This window comes from Streptomyces sp. H27-C3, from assembly GCF_030063415.1.
Taxonomy (GTDB): Bacteria; Actinomycetota; Actinomycetes; order Streptomycetales; family Streptomycetaceae; genus Streptomyces.
Genome location: NZ_JASITA010000003.1, coordinates 230,654 through 246,395, shown reverse-complemented (window position 1 = coordinate 246,395; position 15,742 = coordinate 230,654). Strand labels below are relative to the sequence as shown.

General features: G+C 69.8%; 18 protein-coding genes and 1 pseudogene. 1 reads left to right on the top strand and 18 read right to left on the bottom strand.

The genetic code is table 11. From position 1 onward, the window contains the following. Positions 1-157 precede the first annotated feature (157 nt). Positions 158-994, bottom strand: a complete 837-nt coding sequence (tsf, locus tag QMK30_RS04455) for a translation elongation factor Ts (protein ID WP_283515804.1) — start codon at positions 992-994, stop codon at positions 158-160. A 108-nt stretch (positions 995-1,102) separates the two neighbouring features. Next, positions 1,103-2,077 carry a 30S ribosomal protein S2 gene (rpsB, locus tag QMK30_RS04450; protein WP_283515803.1) on the bottom strand — a complete coding sequence of 325 codons (975 nt, stop codon included), beginning with the start codon at positions 2,075-2,077 and terminating at the stop codon, positions 1,103-1,105. A gap of 279 nt (positions 2,078-2,356) precedes the next feature. On the opposite strand from rpsB, the pseudogene QMK30_RS04445 reads away from it, so the two are divergent. Then, a pseudogene (locus tag QMK30_RS04445) lies at positions 2,357-2,881 on the top strand (peptidoglycan DD-metalloendopeptidase family protein); the annotation flags it as partial. A 161-nt stretch (positions 2,882-3,042) separates the two neighbouring features. Here the strand turns inward: QMK30_RS04445 and QMK30_RS04440 are convergent. The 16 genes from QMK30_RS04440 to rpsP form a co-directional block, all read right to left on the bottom strand. Beyond that, positions 3,043-3,600, bottom strand: a complete 558-nt coding sequence (locus tag QMK30_RS04440; RefSeq protein ID WP_283515883.1) for a TetR/AcrR family transcriptional regulator — start codon at positions 3,598-3,600, stop codon at positions 3,043-3,045. A 120-nt stretch (positions 3,601-3,720) separates the two neighbouring features. Continuing rightward, a complete protein-coding gene (gene whiG, locus QMK30_RS04435) occupies positions 3,721-4,557 on the bottom strand; it encodes an RNA polymerase sigma factor WhiG (RefSeq protein ID WP_283515802.1) in 837 nt (278 codons plus the stop codon). Between the two features lie 243 nt (positions 4,558-4,800). Then, positions 4,801-6,177 carry a DNA-processing protein DprA gene (gene dprA, locus QMK30_RS04430; protein ID WP_283515801.1) on the bottom strand — a complete coding sequence of 459 codons (1,377 nt, stop codon included), beginning with the start codon at positions 6,175-6,177 and terminating at the stop codon, positions 4,801-4,803. 94 nt (positions 6,178-6,271) lie between these two features. Continuing rightward, positions 6,272-7,891, bottom strand: coding sequence for a YifB family Mg chelatase-like AAA ATPase (locus QMK30_RS04425; RefSeq protein WP_283515800.1), 1,620 nt, complete (start codon positions 7,889-7,891; stop codon positions 6,272-6,274). Beyond that, entirely contained in the window at positions 7,891-8,259 is a 369-nt protein-coding gene (locus QMK30_RS04420) for a YraN family protein (RefSeq protein ID WP_283515799.1), read from the bottom strand. Before QMK30_RS04420 ends, QMK30_RS04425 begins: the two co-directional genes overlap by 1 nt. 173 nt (positions 8,260-8,432) lie before the next feature. Continuing rightward, on the bottom strand, positions 8,433-8,741 hold the full coding sequence (locus QMK30_RS04415) for a DUF2469 domain-containing protein (protein WP_003993268.1): 309 nt from the start codon (positions 8,739-8,741) through the stop codon (positions 8,433-8,435). 55 nt (positions 8,742-8,796) lie between these two features. Continuing rightward, on the bottom strand, positions 8,797-9,315 hold the full coding sequence (locus tag QMK30_RS04410) for an NUDIX hydrolase (RefSeq protein WP_283515798.1): 519 nt from the start codon (positions 9,313-9,315) through the stop codon (positions 8,797-8,799). Between the two features lie 74 nt (positions 9,316-9,389). Beyond that, positions 9,390-10,151 (bottom strand): signal peptidase I, encoded by a 762-nt coding sequence (gene lepB / locus QMK30_RS04405; protein WP_283515797.1) that lies wholly within the window; start codon positions 10,149-10,151, stop codon positions 9,390-9,392. 50 nt (positions 10,152-10,201) lie between these two features. Further along, positions 10,202-11,137, bottom strand: a complete 936-nt coding sequence (gene lepB, locus QMK30_RS04400) for a signal peptidase I (protein ID WP_283515882.1) — start codon at positions 11,135-11,137, stop codon at positions 10,202-10,204. After that, the gene (gene lepB / locus QMK30_RS04395) at positions 11,064-12,116 is read right to left on the bottom strand and encodes a signal peptidase I (protein ID WP_283515796.1); all 1,053 of its coding nucleotides are present in this window, start codon (positions 12,114-12,116) and stop codon (positions 11,064-11,066) included. The genes lepB (QMK30_RS04400) and lepB (QMK30_RS04395) overlap by 74 nt, the downstream gene beginning before the upstream one ends. After that, on the bottom strand, positions 12,109-12,870 hold the full coding sequence (gene lepB, locus QMK30_RS04390) for a signal peptidase I (protein ID WP_283515795.1): 762 nt from the start codon (positions 12,868-12,870) through the stop codon (positions 12,109-12,111). The genes lepB (QMK30_RS04395) and lepB (QMK30_RS04390) overlap by 8 nt, the downstream gene beginning before the upstream one ends. A 46-nt stretch (positions 12,871-12,916) precedes the next feature. Next, positions 12,917-13,267 (bottom strand): 50S ribosomal protein L19, encoded by a 351-nt coding sequence (gene rplS / locus QMK30_RS04385; protein ID WP_283515794.1) that lies wholly within the window; start codon positions 13,265-13,267, stop codon positions 12,917-12,919. Positions 13,268-13,401: 134 nt separating this feature from the next. Then, entirely contained in the window at positions 13,402-14,223 is an 822-nt protein-coding gene (trmD, locus tag QMK30_RS04380) for a tRNA (guanosine(37)-N1)-methyltransferase TrmD (RefSeq protein ID WP_283515793.1), read from the bottom strand. Beyond that, positions 14,223-14,831 carry a ribosome maturation factor RimM gene (gene rimM, locus QMK30_RS04375; protein WP_283515792.1) on the bottom strand — a complete coding sequence of 203 codons (609 nt, stop codon included), beginning with the start codon at positions 14,829-14,831 and terminating at the stop codon, positions 14,223-14,225. Before rimM ends, trmD begins: the two co-directional genes overlap by 1 nt. A gap of 102 nt (positions 14,832-14,933) precedes the next feature. Further along, a complete protein-coding gene (locus QMK30_RS04370) occupies positions 14,934-15,173 on the bottom strand; it encodes an RNA-binding protein (RefSeq protein ID WP_283515791.1) in 240 nt (79 codons plus the stop codon). A 2-nt stretch (positions 15,174-15,175) separates the two neighbouring features. Continuing rightward, positions 15,176-15,631, bottom strand: a complete 456-nt coding sequence (gene rpsP, locus QMK30_RS04365) for a 30S ribosomal protein S16 (protein ID WP_283515790.1) — start codon at positions 15,629-15,631, stop codon at positions 15,176-15,178. Positions 15,632-15,742: the final 111 nt, after the last annotated feature.

Genomic DNA, 15,742 nt, shown 5'->3' with positions numbered 1-15,742 from the left:
TTGCCGGTGGGTCCTTGCGGTTCCCTGTGCGGCAATGGCCTCCTCGTCAGATCTGCGATCGTCCGGCGCTTCGGCCGAGCGAATGCCGTCAGGCATACGCGGACGACTGCACCAAACCCTATCGGGGTCTTGGGTAGATCGCGGTACGGCTGGGTTGTCAGCCGCCGACGCGGATGCGCGTGAAGCGCTTCAGCGTGACGCCGGCCTCGTCCAGAACCTTCTGGACAGACTTCTTGTTGTCCTTGGCGAACGCCTGCTCCAGCACGACGACGTCCTTGAAGAAGCCGTTGACACGGCCTTCGACAATCTTCGGCAGGGCGGCCTCGGGCTTGCCCTCCTCGCGGGAGGTGGCCTCGGCGACGCGGCGCTCGTTCTCGACGATGTCGGCCGGGACCTCGTCGCGGTTCAGGTACTTCGGCGAGAACGCGGTGATGTGCTGAGCAACATCCTTCGCGACCTCGGCGTTCTCCTTGTCCAGCTCGACCAGGACGCCGACCTGCGGCGGAAGGTCGGGCATGGTGCGGTGCATGTACGCAGCCACGTAACCGCCGGTGAACTGCGCGAAACGGTCCAGGACGATCTTCTCGCCGAGGGTGGCGTTGGCCTCGTCGACGTACGCCTGAACGGTCTTGCCGGACTCGATCTCCGAGGCGAGCAGCGCCTCGATGTCGGCCGGGGACGTCTTGGCGACGTGGGCGGCGAGCGTGTTGGCGACGTCCTGGAACTTGTCACCCTTGGCGACGAAGTCCGTCTCGCACTTCAGCTCGAGCAGGACACCGGAGGTCTTGTCCTCAGAGATGAGGGAGACGACGGCGCCGTTCTCGGCAGAACGGCTCTCGCGCTTGGCGACGCCCTTCTGACCCTTGACGCGAAGGAGCTCGACAGCCTTGTCGACGTTGCCGTCGGCCTCGTCGATCGCCTTCTTGCAGTCCATCATGCCGGCGCCGGTGAGCTCGCGGAGCTTCTTGACGTCCGCGGCGGTGTAGTTCGCCATGGTTTGTGAATCTCTCTCGAAGTCGAAGCGAAGATCTACGGAGTGGACGGCGGGGGCGGGCGCCAGTAGTGGCACCCTCCCCCGCCGTCATCAGCCGTAGCGGAGGTGTCAGGCCTTGTCGGCCTCGGCGGCCGGAGCGGCAGCCTCGTCCTCGGCGACCGGGGCAGCAGCCTCGGTGACAACCTCAGCGGCAGTCTCGGCCGCGGCGGGGGCCTCGTCGGCCTCCTCCGCGTCGGCGACCTTCTCGGTCTCGGCGGAGGTCTGGACGTCACCCTCGGCGGCCGGGGCGGCGTCGTCAGCCTTCTTGTCGCCCTCGAGCAGGTCGCGCTCCCACTCCGCGAGCGGCTCGCCGGCGGCCTTCTCGCCCGGCTTCTTGTCGCCCGTGGCGGCACCGGAACGGGCGATGAGGCCCTCGGCGACGGCGTCGGCGATCACGCGGGTGAGCAGGGTGACGGAGCGGATCGCGTCGTCGTTGCCCGGGATCTTGTAGTCGACCTCGTCGGGGTCACAGTTGGTGTCGAGGATCGCGACGACCGGGATGTGGAGCTTGCGCGCCTCACCGACGGCGATGTGCTCCTTCTTGGTGTCCACGATCCAGACGGCGCTGGGCACCTTGGACATCTCGCGGATACCACCGAGGGTCTTCTCCAGCTTGATCTTCTCGCGGGAGAGAACCAGCAGTTCCTTCTTCGTGAGGCCCGAGGCGGCCACATCGGCGAAGTCGATCTGCTCAAGCTCCTTCAGACGCTGAAGGCGCTTGTAGACGGTCGAGAAGTTCGTCAGCATGCCGCCGAGCCAGCGCTGGTTGACGTAGGGCATGCCCACGCGCGTCGCCTGCTCGGCGATCGCTTCCTGCGCCTGCTTCTTGGTGCCGATGAACATGATCGAGCCACCGTGCGCGACCGTCTGCTTGACGAACTCGTAGGCGCGGTCGATGTACGACAGCGACTGCAGCAGGTCGATGATGTAGATGCCGTTGCGCTCCGTGAAGATGAATCGCTTCATCTTCGGGTTCCAACGACGGGTCTGGTGACCGAAGTGGACGCCGCTTTCCAGCAGCTCCCGCATCGTGACGACGGCCATGGCCGTACTCCTTGAGTTACTCGGTTGCCGCGACCGCAGGATTGCGGCCACGCCTGACGCCCCGATGCGCCGTGCCACGAGGGACCGAGCGGCGCGGCCACCGACCGCTGAGAGGGTGGGTGGCGGGGCGTGCGAAGTCGACCCGGTGACCCGGATCGCCACCAGAAGTGTACGGGACCCTGACAGTGCCGGGTGACGGCGTTGTCCACAACCGACCGGTGGTCCACAGATCCGGTCCATGATCCCAGCGAACTGGTCCGGCGCGCGACGATTTACGCCATGCGACGACTGACATTGATGGCTCTGGCGCCGGCGCCGAGCCTGCTGACCTTGCCGGTTCTGGTGCTGGTCCCGATCCTCCTGACGGTGCTGCTCGGCGGGACTTCACGGGCCTCGGCCGGGGAGGCGCCGGTGCCCTTTCCGACCCGGGTCGGCGCACCGGCCGAAGCTCCCGGTTCCTCGGCCCCGGCTACGGCTCCGGCCGGTGCCCGGGACGCTGCCTGGCCGGTGGGTGAAGGGCGGCCTCAGGTCCTTCGGGGCTGGGAGCCTCCCCCGTCTACGTACGCGGCGGGCCACCGGGGCGTGGACCTGACCGCGGCGCCGGGCGCCGCCGTGCGGGCCGCGGTCGGCGGCCAGGTGACCTTCGCGGGCCGGGTCGCCGGTCGCGGGGTGCTGTCCATCACCCTGCCCGGCACGGGTGACCCGCCCCTGCGGACGACGTACGAGCCGGTGCGCGCGGTGGTCTCGAAGGGGGACGAGGTCCGGGCCGGCCAACTTGTGGCGACCGTGCAGGACGGCCCTTTCCACTGCCCGACCGGCTGTCTGCACTGGGGGCTGCTCCGAGACAGCACGTACCTGGACCCGCTGACGCTGCTCCCGCCCCACCTATTGCGCGGCGGCCCGCCGCGCCTGCTCCCGATCTTCGGCGTCCCGGTCCCGCTGCCCACGGAGCCCGGTGCGGCAGGTCAGCCCTGGACGCCGCGCAGGGCCATCGCGACCGCGGTCTCCGCGATCACCCCGGGCTCCTCCGCCGCACCGAGCTCGATGCGCCGCACCGCCGCGTCGATCACGCCCTGCAACATCATCGCCGCCAGCCGGGGCTGCTCGTGGCCCAGTTCGGCGAGCGCCTCCACGATCATCGTGACGAGGCCGCCGTGCGCGGCGCGGATCTTCTCGCGGGCATCGGCGTCGAGCTCGCTCGCGGAGATGGCGACGACGGCACGGTGCCGCCGGTCACCGACCAGGTCCAGCTGCGAGCGCACATACGCCTCGACCCTGCCCGCCGGGGTCTCGGCCCGCGCCATCGCGTTCTCGACCTCGGCGGCCCAGACCGGGAAGTCGACGGCGCACAGTTCCTCGACGACCGCGGCGCGCGAACGGAAGTACTCATACACGGACGACCGTGCGAGGCCCGTGCGCTCGGCGAGGGCGGGGAAGGTCAACGCCTCCGTACCGCCTTCGGACAGCAGGGAGCGGGCGGCGTCGAGCAGGGCGCCGCGCTGCATGGTCCGGTGCTCGGCCACAGAGGCCGCTCGAATCCTTGGCACGGTCCCACTCTACGGACGAGGCGGCGCGATGACGACGTGACCGGTGAAGCACTCCGATTCTGCGCCGGCCCCGGAGCCCGCCGCCGCTGCTCGCGGTCAGCGCCCGGCGTCGGCCAGTTTCGCCCTGAGCTGCAGCACCGACTTGGTGTGGATCTGACTGACCCGGCTCTCCGTGACGCCCAGCACATTGCCGATTTCGGCGAGCGTGAGGCCCTCGTAGTAGTAGAGCGTGACGACGGTCTTCTCGCGGTCGGGGAGCGTGTTGATGGCGCGCGCGAGCAATCGCCGCAGCTCCCGCCCCTCGGCAACCTCGACCGGATTGTCGGCAGCGGTGTCCTCAAGGGTGTCCATGATGCTCAGCCGGTCGCCGCCCTCGCCCCCGACATGCAGCAGTTCCTCCAGGGCCACCACGTTGGCCAGGGACAACTGGCTGAATACCGCGTGCAGTTCCTCCAGGGCGACGCCCATCTCCGCGGCGACTTCGCTCTCGGAGGGAGTACGGCGCAGCTGCGCCTCCAGCGTGGTGTAAGCGCGTTCGACGGCCCTGGCCTTCTGCCGCACCGAGCGCGGGATCCAGTCCAGGGCCCTCAGTTCGTCGATCATCGCGCCCCGGATGCGCGTGATCGCGTATGTCTCGAACTTGATGGACCGCTCGATGTCGAACTTCTCGATGGCGTCGATGAGCCCGAAGACTCCGGAGGAGACGAAGTCCGCCTGCTCGACGTTGGGCGGCAGCCCTACGCTCACCCGTCCCGCGACGTACTTCACCAGCGGTGAGTAGTGAAGAATCAACTGCTCCCGCAGCCGCTCGTCGCCCGTGGTCTTGTACGACCGCCACAACTCGTCGACCGACGAGGGGGCGGGGGGGCGCACTCTGCTGCGGGCAGCGGTCGGCACTGCCGCGCGGTCAGACCCGGAGGTGTGCTGGGGCATGCGTTGCCTTGAGCCGTTCTGCTGTGACGTGTGGGGGGATCTTGCGTCTGGGCGGGAATCCTCGTGAGCGTAGCGTGACTGAAGTGTCGCAGTGCGCGCAGGATATGAGATTGTCCTCCTCCGGATGAGCACCGCGGACCGCCCTCCGAGGCCGGGAACGGCACCGCGAACGGTGACCCCGGCGGCGCCTTCGAGAGGGCCGCGAGAGTCATCTTCGTCACCCTTTCACCCGAATACCGCTGGTCAAGCACCGCCTCGCCGCTCGTTCGCATGGCGTGAGGCACCGGGAACCAACTGCCAGCCGTCCCGCTGCCGTTCGACGAACCCCAACGAGTGCAGCTCGTACAGCTTGCCGAGCGCGTCGTCCGGGGTGGTCCCGGCGTTGCGGGCGACGTCGCGCGCGTCGGCGCGGCCACGGGCCGGCAACGCGTCGAGCACCTGCGCCGCGACGGGGTCGAGCAGGTCCCTGGGAAGCACGGGACCCCGGCGCGCCGGGGCGAGATCGCCGATGCTTCCGACCAGCTCCACCACTTCCGCGGCGTCGGTGACCAGTACACCCTCACCCCGCAGCAGTTCGTGCACGCCTGCCGAGAGACCGCTGGTGGCCGGGCCGGGCACTCCCATCGTGAAGCGGCCGAGCTTGTTCGCACTGCGCGCGGTGACCAGCGATCCGCTGCGGTACTCCGCCTCGACCACGACGGTGCCCCTGGTGAGCGCGGCGATCACCCGGTTCCTGAGGACAAACCGGCTGGGCGTCGGATGGCTACCGGGCGGCAACTCCGCGACAACCAGGCCCTGTTCAGCGATGCGACCGATCAACTCCGCGTGTCCGCGCGGGTAGACGACGTCAACGCCGCAGGCCAGTACCGCGACGGTCGCGCCACCCGCCGCCAGCACCCCGCGATGGGCGGCGCCGTCGACACCGAACGCTGCTCCGGAGACCACCACCCAGCCCCGCTCAGCAAGCCCGGTGGCCAGCGACGCAGCCATGTGCGCCCCGTAGGGCGTACAGGCCCTGGCTCCGACGACGGCGACCGAGCGCAGTGCCCATAAACGCAGCTGGGGCCGCCCCCGCACCCACAGCCCGATCGGCCTGGAGTCGCCCAGGTCGTCGAGCTGCCGGGGCCATTCCTGGTCGTCCGGGCAGACGAAACGGCCTCCGACCGCGGCCACGGCCGCCAGGTCACGTGCGGGCTCGGCGGCAGCCGCCCGCGCCCGGAAGCCACCGAGCCGATGCTCGCTCACCCCGGTCAGCGCCGCACCCCCCGCCGCACCGGCGCCTCCGGCCCCGCTCCCTGACCCATTCCCTGGCCCCCACCCTGCTCCTGTCCCTGCTCCGCCTGCGTCCCCGGCCGTGCCGGGACCTGGCGCCCGGCCCGCGGCGTGATCCGGCGCCCGGCCCAGCGCCCCGGTCCCGTCCGAGGTGAGCCTGCGCATCAACTCCACCGCCCCGAACTCCCGCAGCCACCGCCCACCGACCTCGTCCCCCGGCTCGATGACCCGGGTCAGCGCCGCGCGGGCCAGCCGCTCGGCCTCCCCCGCCGCCGCGCTCACCCCCCGCCTCCGCCCCGGCGAACGACCGGGAGCCGACGTCCCATGCGAAGCCGGCGTCCGGACCATCCGCCGCGGCGACCGCCTCCGCCCTGGCATCCGGACGATTCGCCCGGGCCTCCGAGGGATCCGACCCGGCGTCCGGTCGATCCGCGCCGCGGCCTCATGGGCCGACCCCGATCAGCTCCGACGCGCCACGCGCGATCCCGGTGCGAAGCTCCAGCGCCAGATCGACGTGCCGCACGTCGGGCCGGTCCCGGCCGGCCAGGTCTGCGACGGTCCAGGCGACGCGCAGCACCCGGTCGAGGCCACGAGCCGTCAGCAGCCCCCGATCCATGTCGCGTTCGGCAGCGCCGAGAGCGCCGGGGGCGACCTGCCAGCGAGTGCGCAATTCATGACCAGGCACTTCGCTGTTGGTGGTCCACGGTGTGCCTTCCAGCCGCGCCGCCGCCCGCTCCCTCGCTTCGCGCACGCGCCCCGCGACCGTCTCCGTGGAATCGCCGCGCCCGCCCTGCCCCATCAGGTCGGCGCGCTGCACCGGCTCGACCCCGACCCGCAGATCCACCCGGTCGAGGAGGGGCCCCGACAGCCGCGCCTGGTATCTGCGGATCACCGACGGCGGGCATTCGCACCCCGCCCCGTGCAGGGTGTGCCGACCGCAGGGGCACGGATTTGCCGCAAGGACCATCAGGAAGCGTGCGGGCAGCCGCACCACTCCGGCGCTGCGCGCCACCACCACGTGTCCCGATTCGAGCGGCTGGCGCAGCGAATCCAGTGCCCGGCCGCTGAATTCCGGTGCCTCGTCCAGAAAGAGCACGCCCCGGTGCGCGAGCGAAACGGCCCCCGGCCTCGGCAGCCCGTTGCCCCCGCCGACGAGCGACTGCATGGTCGCCGAATGGTGCGGGGCGCAATAGGGCGGGGTCCTGACCAGAGGTTCGCCCGGCGGCAGGATGCCCGCCACCGAGTGCACCGCGGTCACCTCCAGCGACTCCTGCCTGGTCAGTGGCGGCAGAATCGCCGGCAGCCGCTCCGCCAGCATCGTCTTGCCCGCGCCCGGCGGTCCGTGCAGCAGCAGATGGTGCCGGCCCGCCGCCGCGACCGCCAGGGCCGTGCGTGCCTCGCGCTGCCCGGCGACATCCGCGAGGTCGGGACCGCTGCCCTCGCCGTCACCGATGGCCAGCCCGGTGCCCGCCCCCGCGCCGGGCACCATGAGCCCGGACAGCATGGGGTCCGGCCGCCCCTTCTCCCGCTCCTCCTCCTCCGGCACCTCCGCACCGGTCAGGACAGCGATGAGCTGACGCAGGCTGCGCACGCCCAGCACCGAGATCCCCGGCACCAGGGCGGCCTCCGCCGCGGTCTGCTCCGGCACGACGACCTGGTGGTATCCGGCCTCGGCCGCGGCGAGGACCGCCGGCAGCACACCGCGCACCGGCCGGACCCGGCCGTCCAGCCCCAGCTCCCCGATCATGACCAGGTCGGCGATCTCTTTGGGGTCGATGCGCTCCGCCGCCCCCAGGACAGCTACGGCCACGGCAAGATCAAATCCGCTGCCGCTCTTGGGCACGGAGGCCGGACTGAGCCCCACGGTGAGCTTTTTCTGCGGCCAGTCGGCGCCAGAGTTCACCACCGCCGCCCGCACCCGATCCCGGCTCTCGGTCAGGCTCTTGTCCGGCAGCCCCACCAGCGAGAAGGCCGCCACCCCCGGCTCCAGGTCCGCCTGGACCTCCACCACCACGCCCTCGACCCCGACGAGCGCCACCGAGCACGTACGCGCGAATCCCATCAGGCCACCCCCCGCGCGTGCTCGACGACCGGCGCACCGCGCCGCGGCAGCACCACCCCGACGAGGTCGATGCGGACCCCGCCCGGCGGCGGCCCGCCGTGCTCGTGCGTCCAGCGTTCGGCGAGATGGCGCAGCCGCTGGGCCTTGGCAGGTCTGACGGCTTCCATCGGGTGCTCGAACGGGCCCGCTCTGCGGGTCTTGACCTCACAGATGACCAGCGCGTCGCCGTCCCGGGCGACGATGTCGATCTCCCCGGCACGGCAGCGCCAGTTGCGCTCCAGGACGGTCATGCCGCCCTCGGTCAGCCTGCGGACCGCCAGCTCCTCGCCGTACCGGCCGAGTGCTCCTGTCGCATTCTTCGCGTTCATTCGGTTCCACCTCCGGAACCGAATGTGTCGCGAACACCGCAAACTAGTGGATCTTGGTGGACAACCGGCCGGTTGTGGAAAACTCAGCCACCCGGACCTCAGCCCCCCGGATTTCGCCCACGCGGACCTTGTCCACGCAGACCTCAGCCACCCAGGCCTCGTCCACTCGAACGTCAGCCACTCGGAAGTTCGAGATCACTCTTGTTGAGCTCCTCGATATTCACGTCCTTGAACGTGAGCACGCGCACCTGCTTGACGAACCTGGCCGGCCGGTACATGTCCCAGACCCAGGCATCCGCCATGGAAACTTCGAAGAAAACCTCACCCTGCACCGAGTGCACCTGCATCTCGTAGTCATTGGTGAGGTAAAAACGCCGCTCGGTCTCGATCACGTATTTGAACAGACCGACGACATCGCGGTACTCCCGGTAGAGCTTCAGCTCCATCTCGGTCTCGTACTTCTCGAGGTCCTCGGCGCTCATGGCATGTTCCCCTTCAGCCTTGCGTCCCCTCAGCGTGCGCCAGCCCCGTGCGCCCCTATGCGACTTCCGGGGCCAAGACCATCGGCGTACTTGGAGGACCTTCGTCGAGCAGCGTACGCAGCAGCCCGGCGAGCTTGATGGGATACACCGTCTCACGCGTCGCGGACAGTTCGGCGGAGGTCCACCACCTCAACCCGGCGACGCTCCGTCGCTCCAGTCCGGTCATCCCGTCCATCGCGGTTTTCGTCCGCTTTGTACGGGCCAGATAGAACCACTCGTCCTGTTCCCAGCGCCGCCCGTCGAACGGGAACGAGCAGATGCGCTGCCACAGCACGGGGCCGAGTTCGACCTCGGTGAGGCCCGTCTCCTCGGCGACCTCGCGCAGTGCGGCCTGCGCCCTCGTCTCGTCGCCCTCCAGGCCGCCGCCCGGCGTGAACCACCAGGTGTTCGCCGGATCGTCCGGCTCGTACCCATGAATCAGCAGAACCCGGTCCCGCGGGTCGAGCAGGATCACCCGCGCGACCTTCCGCAGGGGCGCTCCCGACACACCGCTCACTCCCGCTCCGGCACTCATTCTCCGGTACTCATTCGCGCATCGCCGCCCACGCTCGGATCACCGATCACCGATCACCGATCACTGCTCACCGCTCACCGGCACTCGTCGCCTTCGCGGTCCCTCGCCGTCTTCGCCGTCGTCGCCTTCCTCCGCCGGACACGCCGCGCGATCGGTCCGTACGCCGCTCCACTGAAGATCAGCACCATGCCCGTCACGACAGCGGCCAGCACCAGGACGATCGGTCCCGGCCGCGAGACCCCGCCGGGCAACCCCTCGTAGCTCTGCGGACGGTCGAGCATCCCGCCCACGGGCCAGGCGACGGCGTCCACGCGCGCGCTCACCTTGGAGACCGGCACCGTCCCCTTGGCGGCGTCCCCGATGTGCCCTCGCGAGTCCACCGACGTGCGCCGCTCGTCTCCCAGCAGGAAGAGGTGGCCCTCGGGCACCTCGGAGGTGAAGGGTACGGTCGAGGCCGGTTCACCGCTCTGCAGATACGGTTCGTCGAGGGGCTTGCCGTTCAGCGTGAGCCGGCCGTCCTTGCCGCAGCAGGCGACTTTGTCGCCGCCGACAGCGACCACACGCTTGACCATCGGCAGATCGCCCCACACCGAGTCGGTGAAGACCACTACATCTCCGCGCCGCACGTCGGCGCCGCCTATTCGCTGCGCGAGGACCCGGTCCCCCGCCTTGACCGACGGGGTCATCGAATCGGTCGGCACCGTGTACGGCTTGTACTGCACGGCTCCCCAGGCGAACCCGCCGAGGAAGAGCACACAGCCGACGGCCACGGCCAGCCCCGACAACACACTGCCGAGCCGGCCGCGGCCGTCTTCTTTACGTCCTGTTCCGCTCATCCCAGCGCTCCCCACTCCGGAGATCGGCAATCGCTGATCCGAGCGGCACCCTACCCGGCGGTATGCCCGCCGGTCAGCTTCCGCCTGCGCCAGAGCACCAGAGGCACCGCGCCCGCGAGGCCCAGAGCGCTGGGCGCCACGTTCATCGCCGCCGACGCGACGTTGAGCCCGGACTGGTCGAACGTGCCGGGAACGGGCAGCGTCGACCAGCGGTTGACCGGCCAGGCCACCACGATGGCGCGTCCGACGACCTCGCTGACCGCGACCGTGCCACCGCCTTCGAGCTCTTGGTGGTAACGGGAGTCCAGCGAGTTCTGCCGGTGGTCGCCCATCACCCAGATCCGGCCGTCCGGCACCTTGAGCGGCCCGAACGGCTCGTCGTTGCACGGGGTGTCACCGGGGAAGATGTACGACTTCTCGTCGAGCGCCTTGCCGTTGACCTGAACCGGGCCGTTCTTCTTGCACTCGACCGTGTCACCGCCGACCGCGATGACCCGCTTGATCAGGTCCTTCTCCTCGGCCGACGGCATCAGGCCGATGAAGCTGAGGAACTTCTGCACGACGTTCGGGTCGGGCGCCGTGGTGTCGTCCAGCCAGCCGCCCGGGTCGTGGAACACCACGACCTCGCCGCGCTCGGGCTCGGAGCCGAACCACGGTGTCAGTTTGTCGACCAGCACCCGGTCGCCCCGTTGCAGGGTGTCCTGCATCGAGTCCGACGGAATCGAGAACGCCTGCACCAGAAATGTCTTGATCAGCAGCGCGAGCAGGAGCGCGATACCGATCAGCAGCGGCAGTTCCTTCCAGAAGGACCGGGGCTTCTTGGGCCCCTCCCTGTCGTCACTGTCCGCCGTGCCGTCGTCGAGCCCCGGAGCCTGGTCCGCGGTGCTGCCCGCGTACTGCGCGCTGCGCACCTCATCTGCCGCGGCCGCGGGTGACTCTGGCCGGTCCTCGGGCTCGTCGCGTCCGGATCGTGCGCCGACCGCCAAATCCCCCACATCCACTCCTCACTCCGTGCCACTGCCCACGCCATAGGAGGCGCAGACCCACCACTCCCATAACGAGCGGGAGTTCCGCAGGGGTCGGGAGCCGGATCATCGCGTTCGGATCCTGGGACGCCACCCTATTCGACGGGCCGAGGGCCGACGTCGCCGCGGCGCGCGCGTCAGGCACCGAGGCGTACGTCCCCGGCTCCTCCAACTGCCGCCAGTGCGAGAACGGCCAGGCGATGACGACGGCCCGTCCCACCACCTCTTCCTCCGAGACCGTGCCGGTGAACTGCTCGTCCAGGTGGAACCGGGAGTCCGCCGAGTTCGACCGGTGGTCGCCCATCACGAAGAGCCGCCCGACCGGTACCTTGACGTCGAATTTGAGGCTCGACGGACGGTCGCCCGGATTCAAGTAGGGTTCCGCGAGCGGTATGCCGTTGACGGTGACCCGTCCGTCCTTGTCACAGCACCTCACGGTGTCCCCGCCGACCGCGACGACCCGCTTGATCAGGTCCTGCTCGTCCTCGGACGGCAGCAGCCCGATGAAGGTCAGGGCTGCCTTGATCTGCTTGACGCCGACCGGATCGTTCTTGATGTCGGTCTTCTCGTCCTCCAGCCATCCACCGGGGTCCTTGAAGACCACCACGTCGCCGCGCGCGGGTCTCGACCCGAACCACGGCGACAGCTTGTCGACCAGCACCCGGTCGCCGATCCGGATCGTCTGCTCCATCGAGCCGGACGGGATCACGAAGGCCTGCACGAGGAACGTCTTGAGGACGAGCGCGATCAGCAGCGCAACGGTTATGAGGATCGGTATCTCTTTCACGGCCGACCTGCGGCGCCGCCGCTTCACTTTGCGCGCCAGTTTGCGCCGGTCGGCCCGGCCCGGCAGTACGGGCCCGCTCGTCGGCCGCGTCCCCGTCGGCAGCCGGGTGTCCACCCGGTGACCGCCCGATCGGGCCCGTCCGCGGTTACCCATGGGCCCCGACCGGTCCGGGCGCCCGTACATGGGTGAAGGCGTCCGACCGATCCAGCGGGGACCAGCGGCCCACCGGCCAGCCGATCCAGTCGGCCCGCCCGATGACCATGTCGACGGGCACCATGCCGCCGCCGGGCTCCCCCAGGTGGTCACGGGAGTCCCGGGAGTGCGACCTGTGGTCGCCCATGACCCACAGCGTGCCCTGCGGTACGACGATGTCGAACGGGACCTGCGAAGGAGCGTCGCCCGGATGCAGGTACTTCTCGTCGACCGGTCGGCCGTTCACCTCGACCCTCCCCCGCTTGTCGCAGCACACGACGCGGTCGCCCCCCACGCCCACCACGCGCTTGATGTAGTCGGTCTCGGCGGGCTCCGCCAGTCCCACGGCCGCGGCCACCCACCGCACCAGCCCGGTGACCGGGTTCCCGGCCGGCTCCTCCTGTGTGAAGGACCCCGTGCCGTCGAACACGATCACATCACCGCGCTGCGGTTCAGAACCGAAACGGTACGCCACCTTATTGACGAGTACCCGGTCCCCGATGTTCAACGTGGGCTCCATGGAGCCGCTCGGAATCAGGAAGGGCTGCAGCACGAAAGTGCTGAACAACAGCAGAAAGGACGCGCAGACGAGGCCGAGCAGAGCGGGCCTGCGCCACGGGGCGTCCAGAAAACGCACGGAGCGCGCCCCCTCTCCCTCCCCCGCTTCAGGGGTGGACGAGCGGTCGCGCTCCGAGACGTGTTCTTCGGTGTCCATCGGGGCCTGAGCCTATCCGGCCGGTCCCTGGGCGCCTGTGGTGCGATCAGCGGTCGCGCTTCTCCTTGATCTTCGCGGCCTTGCCGCGCAGCTCACGGAGGTAGTACAGCTTCGCGCGACGGACGGCGCCACGGCTGACGAGCTCGATCTTCTCGAAGATCGGGCTGTGCACCGGGAAGGTGCGCTCGACACCGACGGAGAAGGAGACCTTGCGGACCGTGAAGGACTCGCTGACGCCGGCACCCTGACGGCGGACGACAACGCCCTTGAACTGCTGCACACGCGAGCGGTTGCCCTCGATGACGCGAACGTGGACGTTCACGGTGTCACCGGGACGGAAGGCGGGCAGGTCGGTACGCAGCGATGCGGCGTTCACTTCGTCGAGCAGGCTTGCCATGTTGGCTGCTTTCTTCGCGCCGATGCCACAGGTCATCGAGCGGTATGTGTAGAGAAGTATTCAGGGTGCTGTCCGCATCGGGCGGGCGTCGTTCCCCCTGCGGCAGGGGCGCACGCCGGACACACAGCAGCGGCCTATTCTTCCACGGCTTCGGGGTTGCGCCCAAATCGGCCGTCGGCCCCCTGCTGCCAGCCGAGAATGCTCAGCATCTGCCGGTCGTGCTTGTCGAAGGCGGCTGGGTCGCAACGCTCGATCAGATCCGGCCTGTTGACGGTCGTGCGGCGCAGCGCCTCGTCCCGCCGCCACCGGGCGATCTTCCCGTGATGCCCGCTGATCAGCACGTCCGGGATGTCACGGCCGCGCCACTCGGGTGGCTTGGTGTAGACGGGGCCTTCGAGGAGATTGGCCATGGCGCCGGGCGCGAAGGAGTCGTCGCGGTGCGATTCGGCGTTGCCGAGGACGCCGGGCAGCAGCCTGGCCACCGCCTCGGTGATCACCAGCACCGCGGCCTCGCCACCCGCCAGCACGTAGTCCCCGATGGACACCTCGTACACGGGCATCCGGGTCGCGTACTCGTCGATGACCCGGCGGTCGATGCCCTCGTAGCGCGCGGGCGCGAAGACCAGCCAGGGTCGCTCGGACAGCTCGACCGCGACCTCCTGGGTGAAGGGCCGGCCGCTGGGCGTGGGCACGACGAGGACCGGGCCGTGCGCGCCGGTCTCGTAGCCGCTCACCAGGGCCTCGTCGAGCGCGGCGCCCCACGGGCCGGTCTTCATGACCATGCCGGGGCCGCCGCCGTAGGGGGTGTCGTCGACCGTGTTGTGCCGGTCGTAGGTCCACTCCCGCAGATCGTGCACGTGTACGTCGAGCTGCCCACGCGCGCGTGCTTTGCCGACGAGCGAGACGTTCAGCGGCTCCAGGTACTCGGGGAAGATCGTGACGACGTCGAGCCTCATCAGCCCTTGTCCTCCGGCGCGGCCTTGCCCTCCGGCGTGTCCGCGGTCTCCGCCTCGTCCCCGGTGCCCGCCTCGTTGTGGGCCTCGGTCTCGACCTGGCCGCCGTCGATCAGACCGGGGGGCGGGGTGATGACGGCCCGCTGCTCCTCCAGGTCGATCTCGCTGACGATCTCCTCGACGAAGGGGATCATCACCTCGCTGCCGTCGGGCCGTGCCACGACGAAGAGGTCCTGGGACGGGAGGTGCAGGATCTCGGTGATGCGGCCGACGTCCGTGCCGTCCTCCAGGACCACGTCGAGGTCCATCAGCTGGTGGTCGTAGAACTCCTCGGGGTCCTCCGGCACCGCCTCCGGGTCCACGTCCGCGATCAGGAGCGTGTTGCGCAGCGTCTCGGCGCCCGTACGGTCCTTGACGCCCTCGAAGCGCAGCAGCAGCCTGCCGCTGTGCACCCGGCCGGTCTCGACCGTCAGCGGCCCGGTCGATGCGGGCTCCGTGGCGAGTACGGCGCCGGGCCCGAGCCGCAACTCCGGCTCGTCCGTACGTACTTCAACGGTGACTTCGCCCTTGATTCCGTGGGCGCGGCCGATCCGCGCGACTACCAGCTGCACTCTTGTCTCTCCTGTCGTGTGCCTGCGGCATTGCTCCGCAGACGACTACGGGCCGGGGCGGGCCGAAGCCCTCCCCGGCCCGTGCCGGTAACGCTCAATACTTCAGTGCGCCTGGTCCACGTCGACGAGGTCGACGCGGATACCACGGCCACCGATGGCGCCCACGACGGTGCGCAGGGCGCGAGCGGTGCGGCCGTTACGGCCGATCACCTTACCGAGGTCGTCGGGGTGCACCCGAACTTCGAGTACACGCCCACGACGCAGGTCACGCGAGGCGACCTGCACATCGCCGGGGTTGTCGACGATGCCCTTCACGAGGTGCTCGAGAGCGTCCTCGAGCATGATCAGGCCTCGGTCGGCTCAGCGGCGGCCGCCGGGGACGCAGCGTCCTCAGCAGGCTCGTCCGCCTTCTTCTCGGCCTTCTTCGCCTTGGGGGTGATGGCCTCACCCTTGGGCTCGTCCGCAGCGTCCTTGGTGAGGGCCTCGAACAGCGCGCGCTTGTCGGCCTTCGGCTCCGGCATGAGCAGCGGGGCCGGGGCGGGAAGGCCCTTGTGGGCCTGCCAGTCGCCCGTGAGCTTCAGGATGGCGAGCACGGGCTCGGTCGGCTGCGCGCCGACGGACAGCCAGTACTGCGCACGCTCCGCGTTGACCTCGATGCGCGAGGGGTTCTGCACCGGGTGGTACAGGCCGATCTCCTCGATCGCCCGGCCATCACGGCGGGTGCGGGAGTCGGAAACGACGATGCGGTAGTGAGGCGAACGGATCTTGCCCAGACGCTTCAGCTTGATCTTGACTGCCACTGGAGTGGTCTCTCCTGGAATTGACGTGGTTGGGCACAACAAGATGCCACGTGGGGTTGCGGTACTCGGAGTGCCCGATGGACGCGTCAGCCGGAGGAGAGAGGGGTCCTG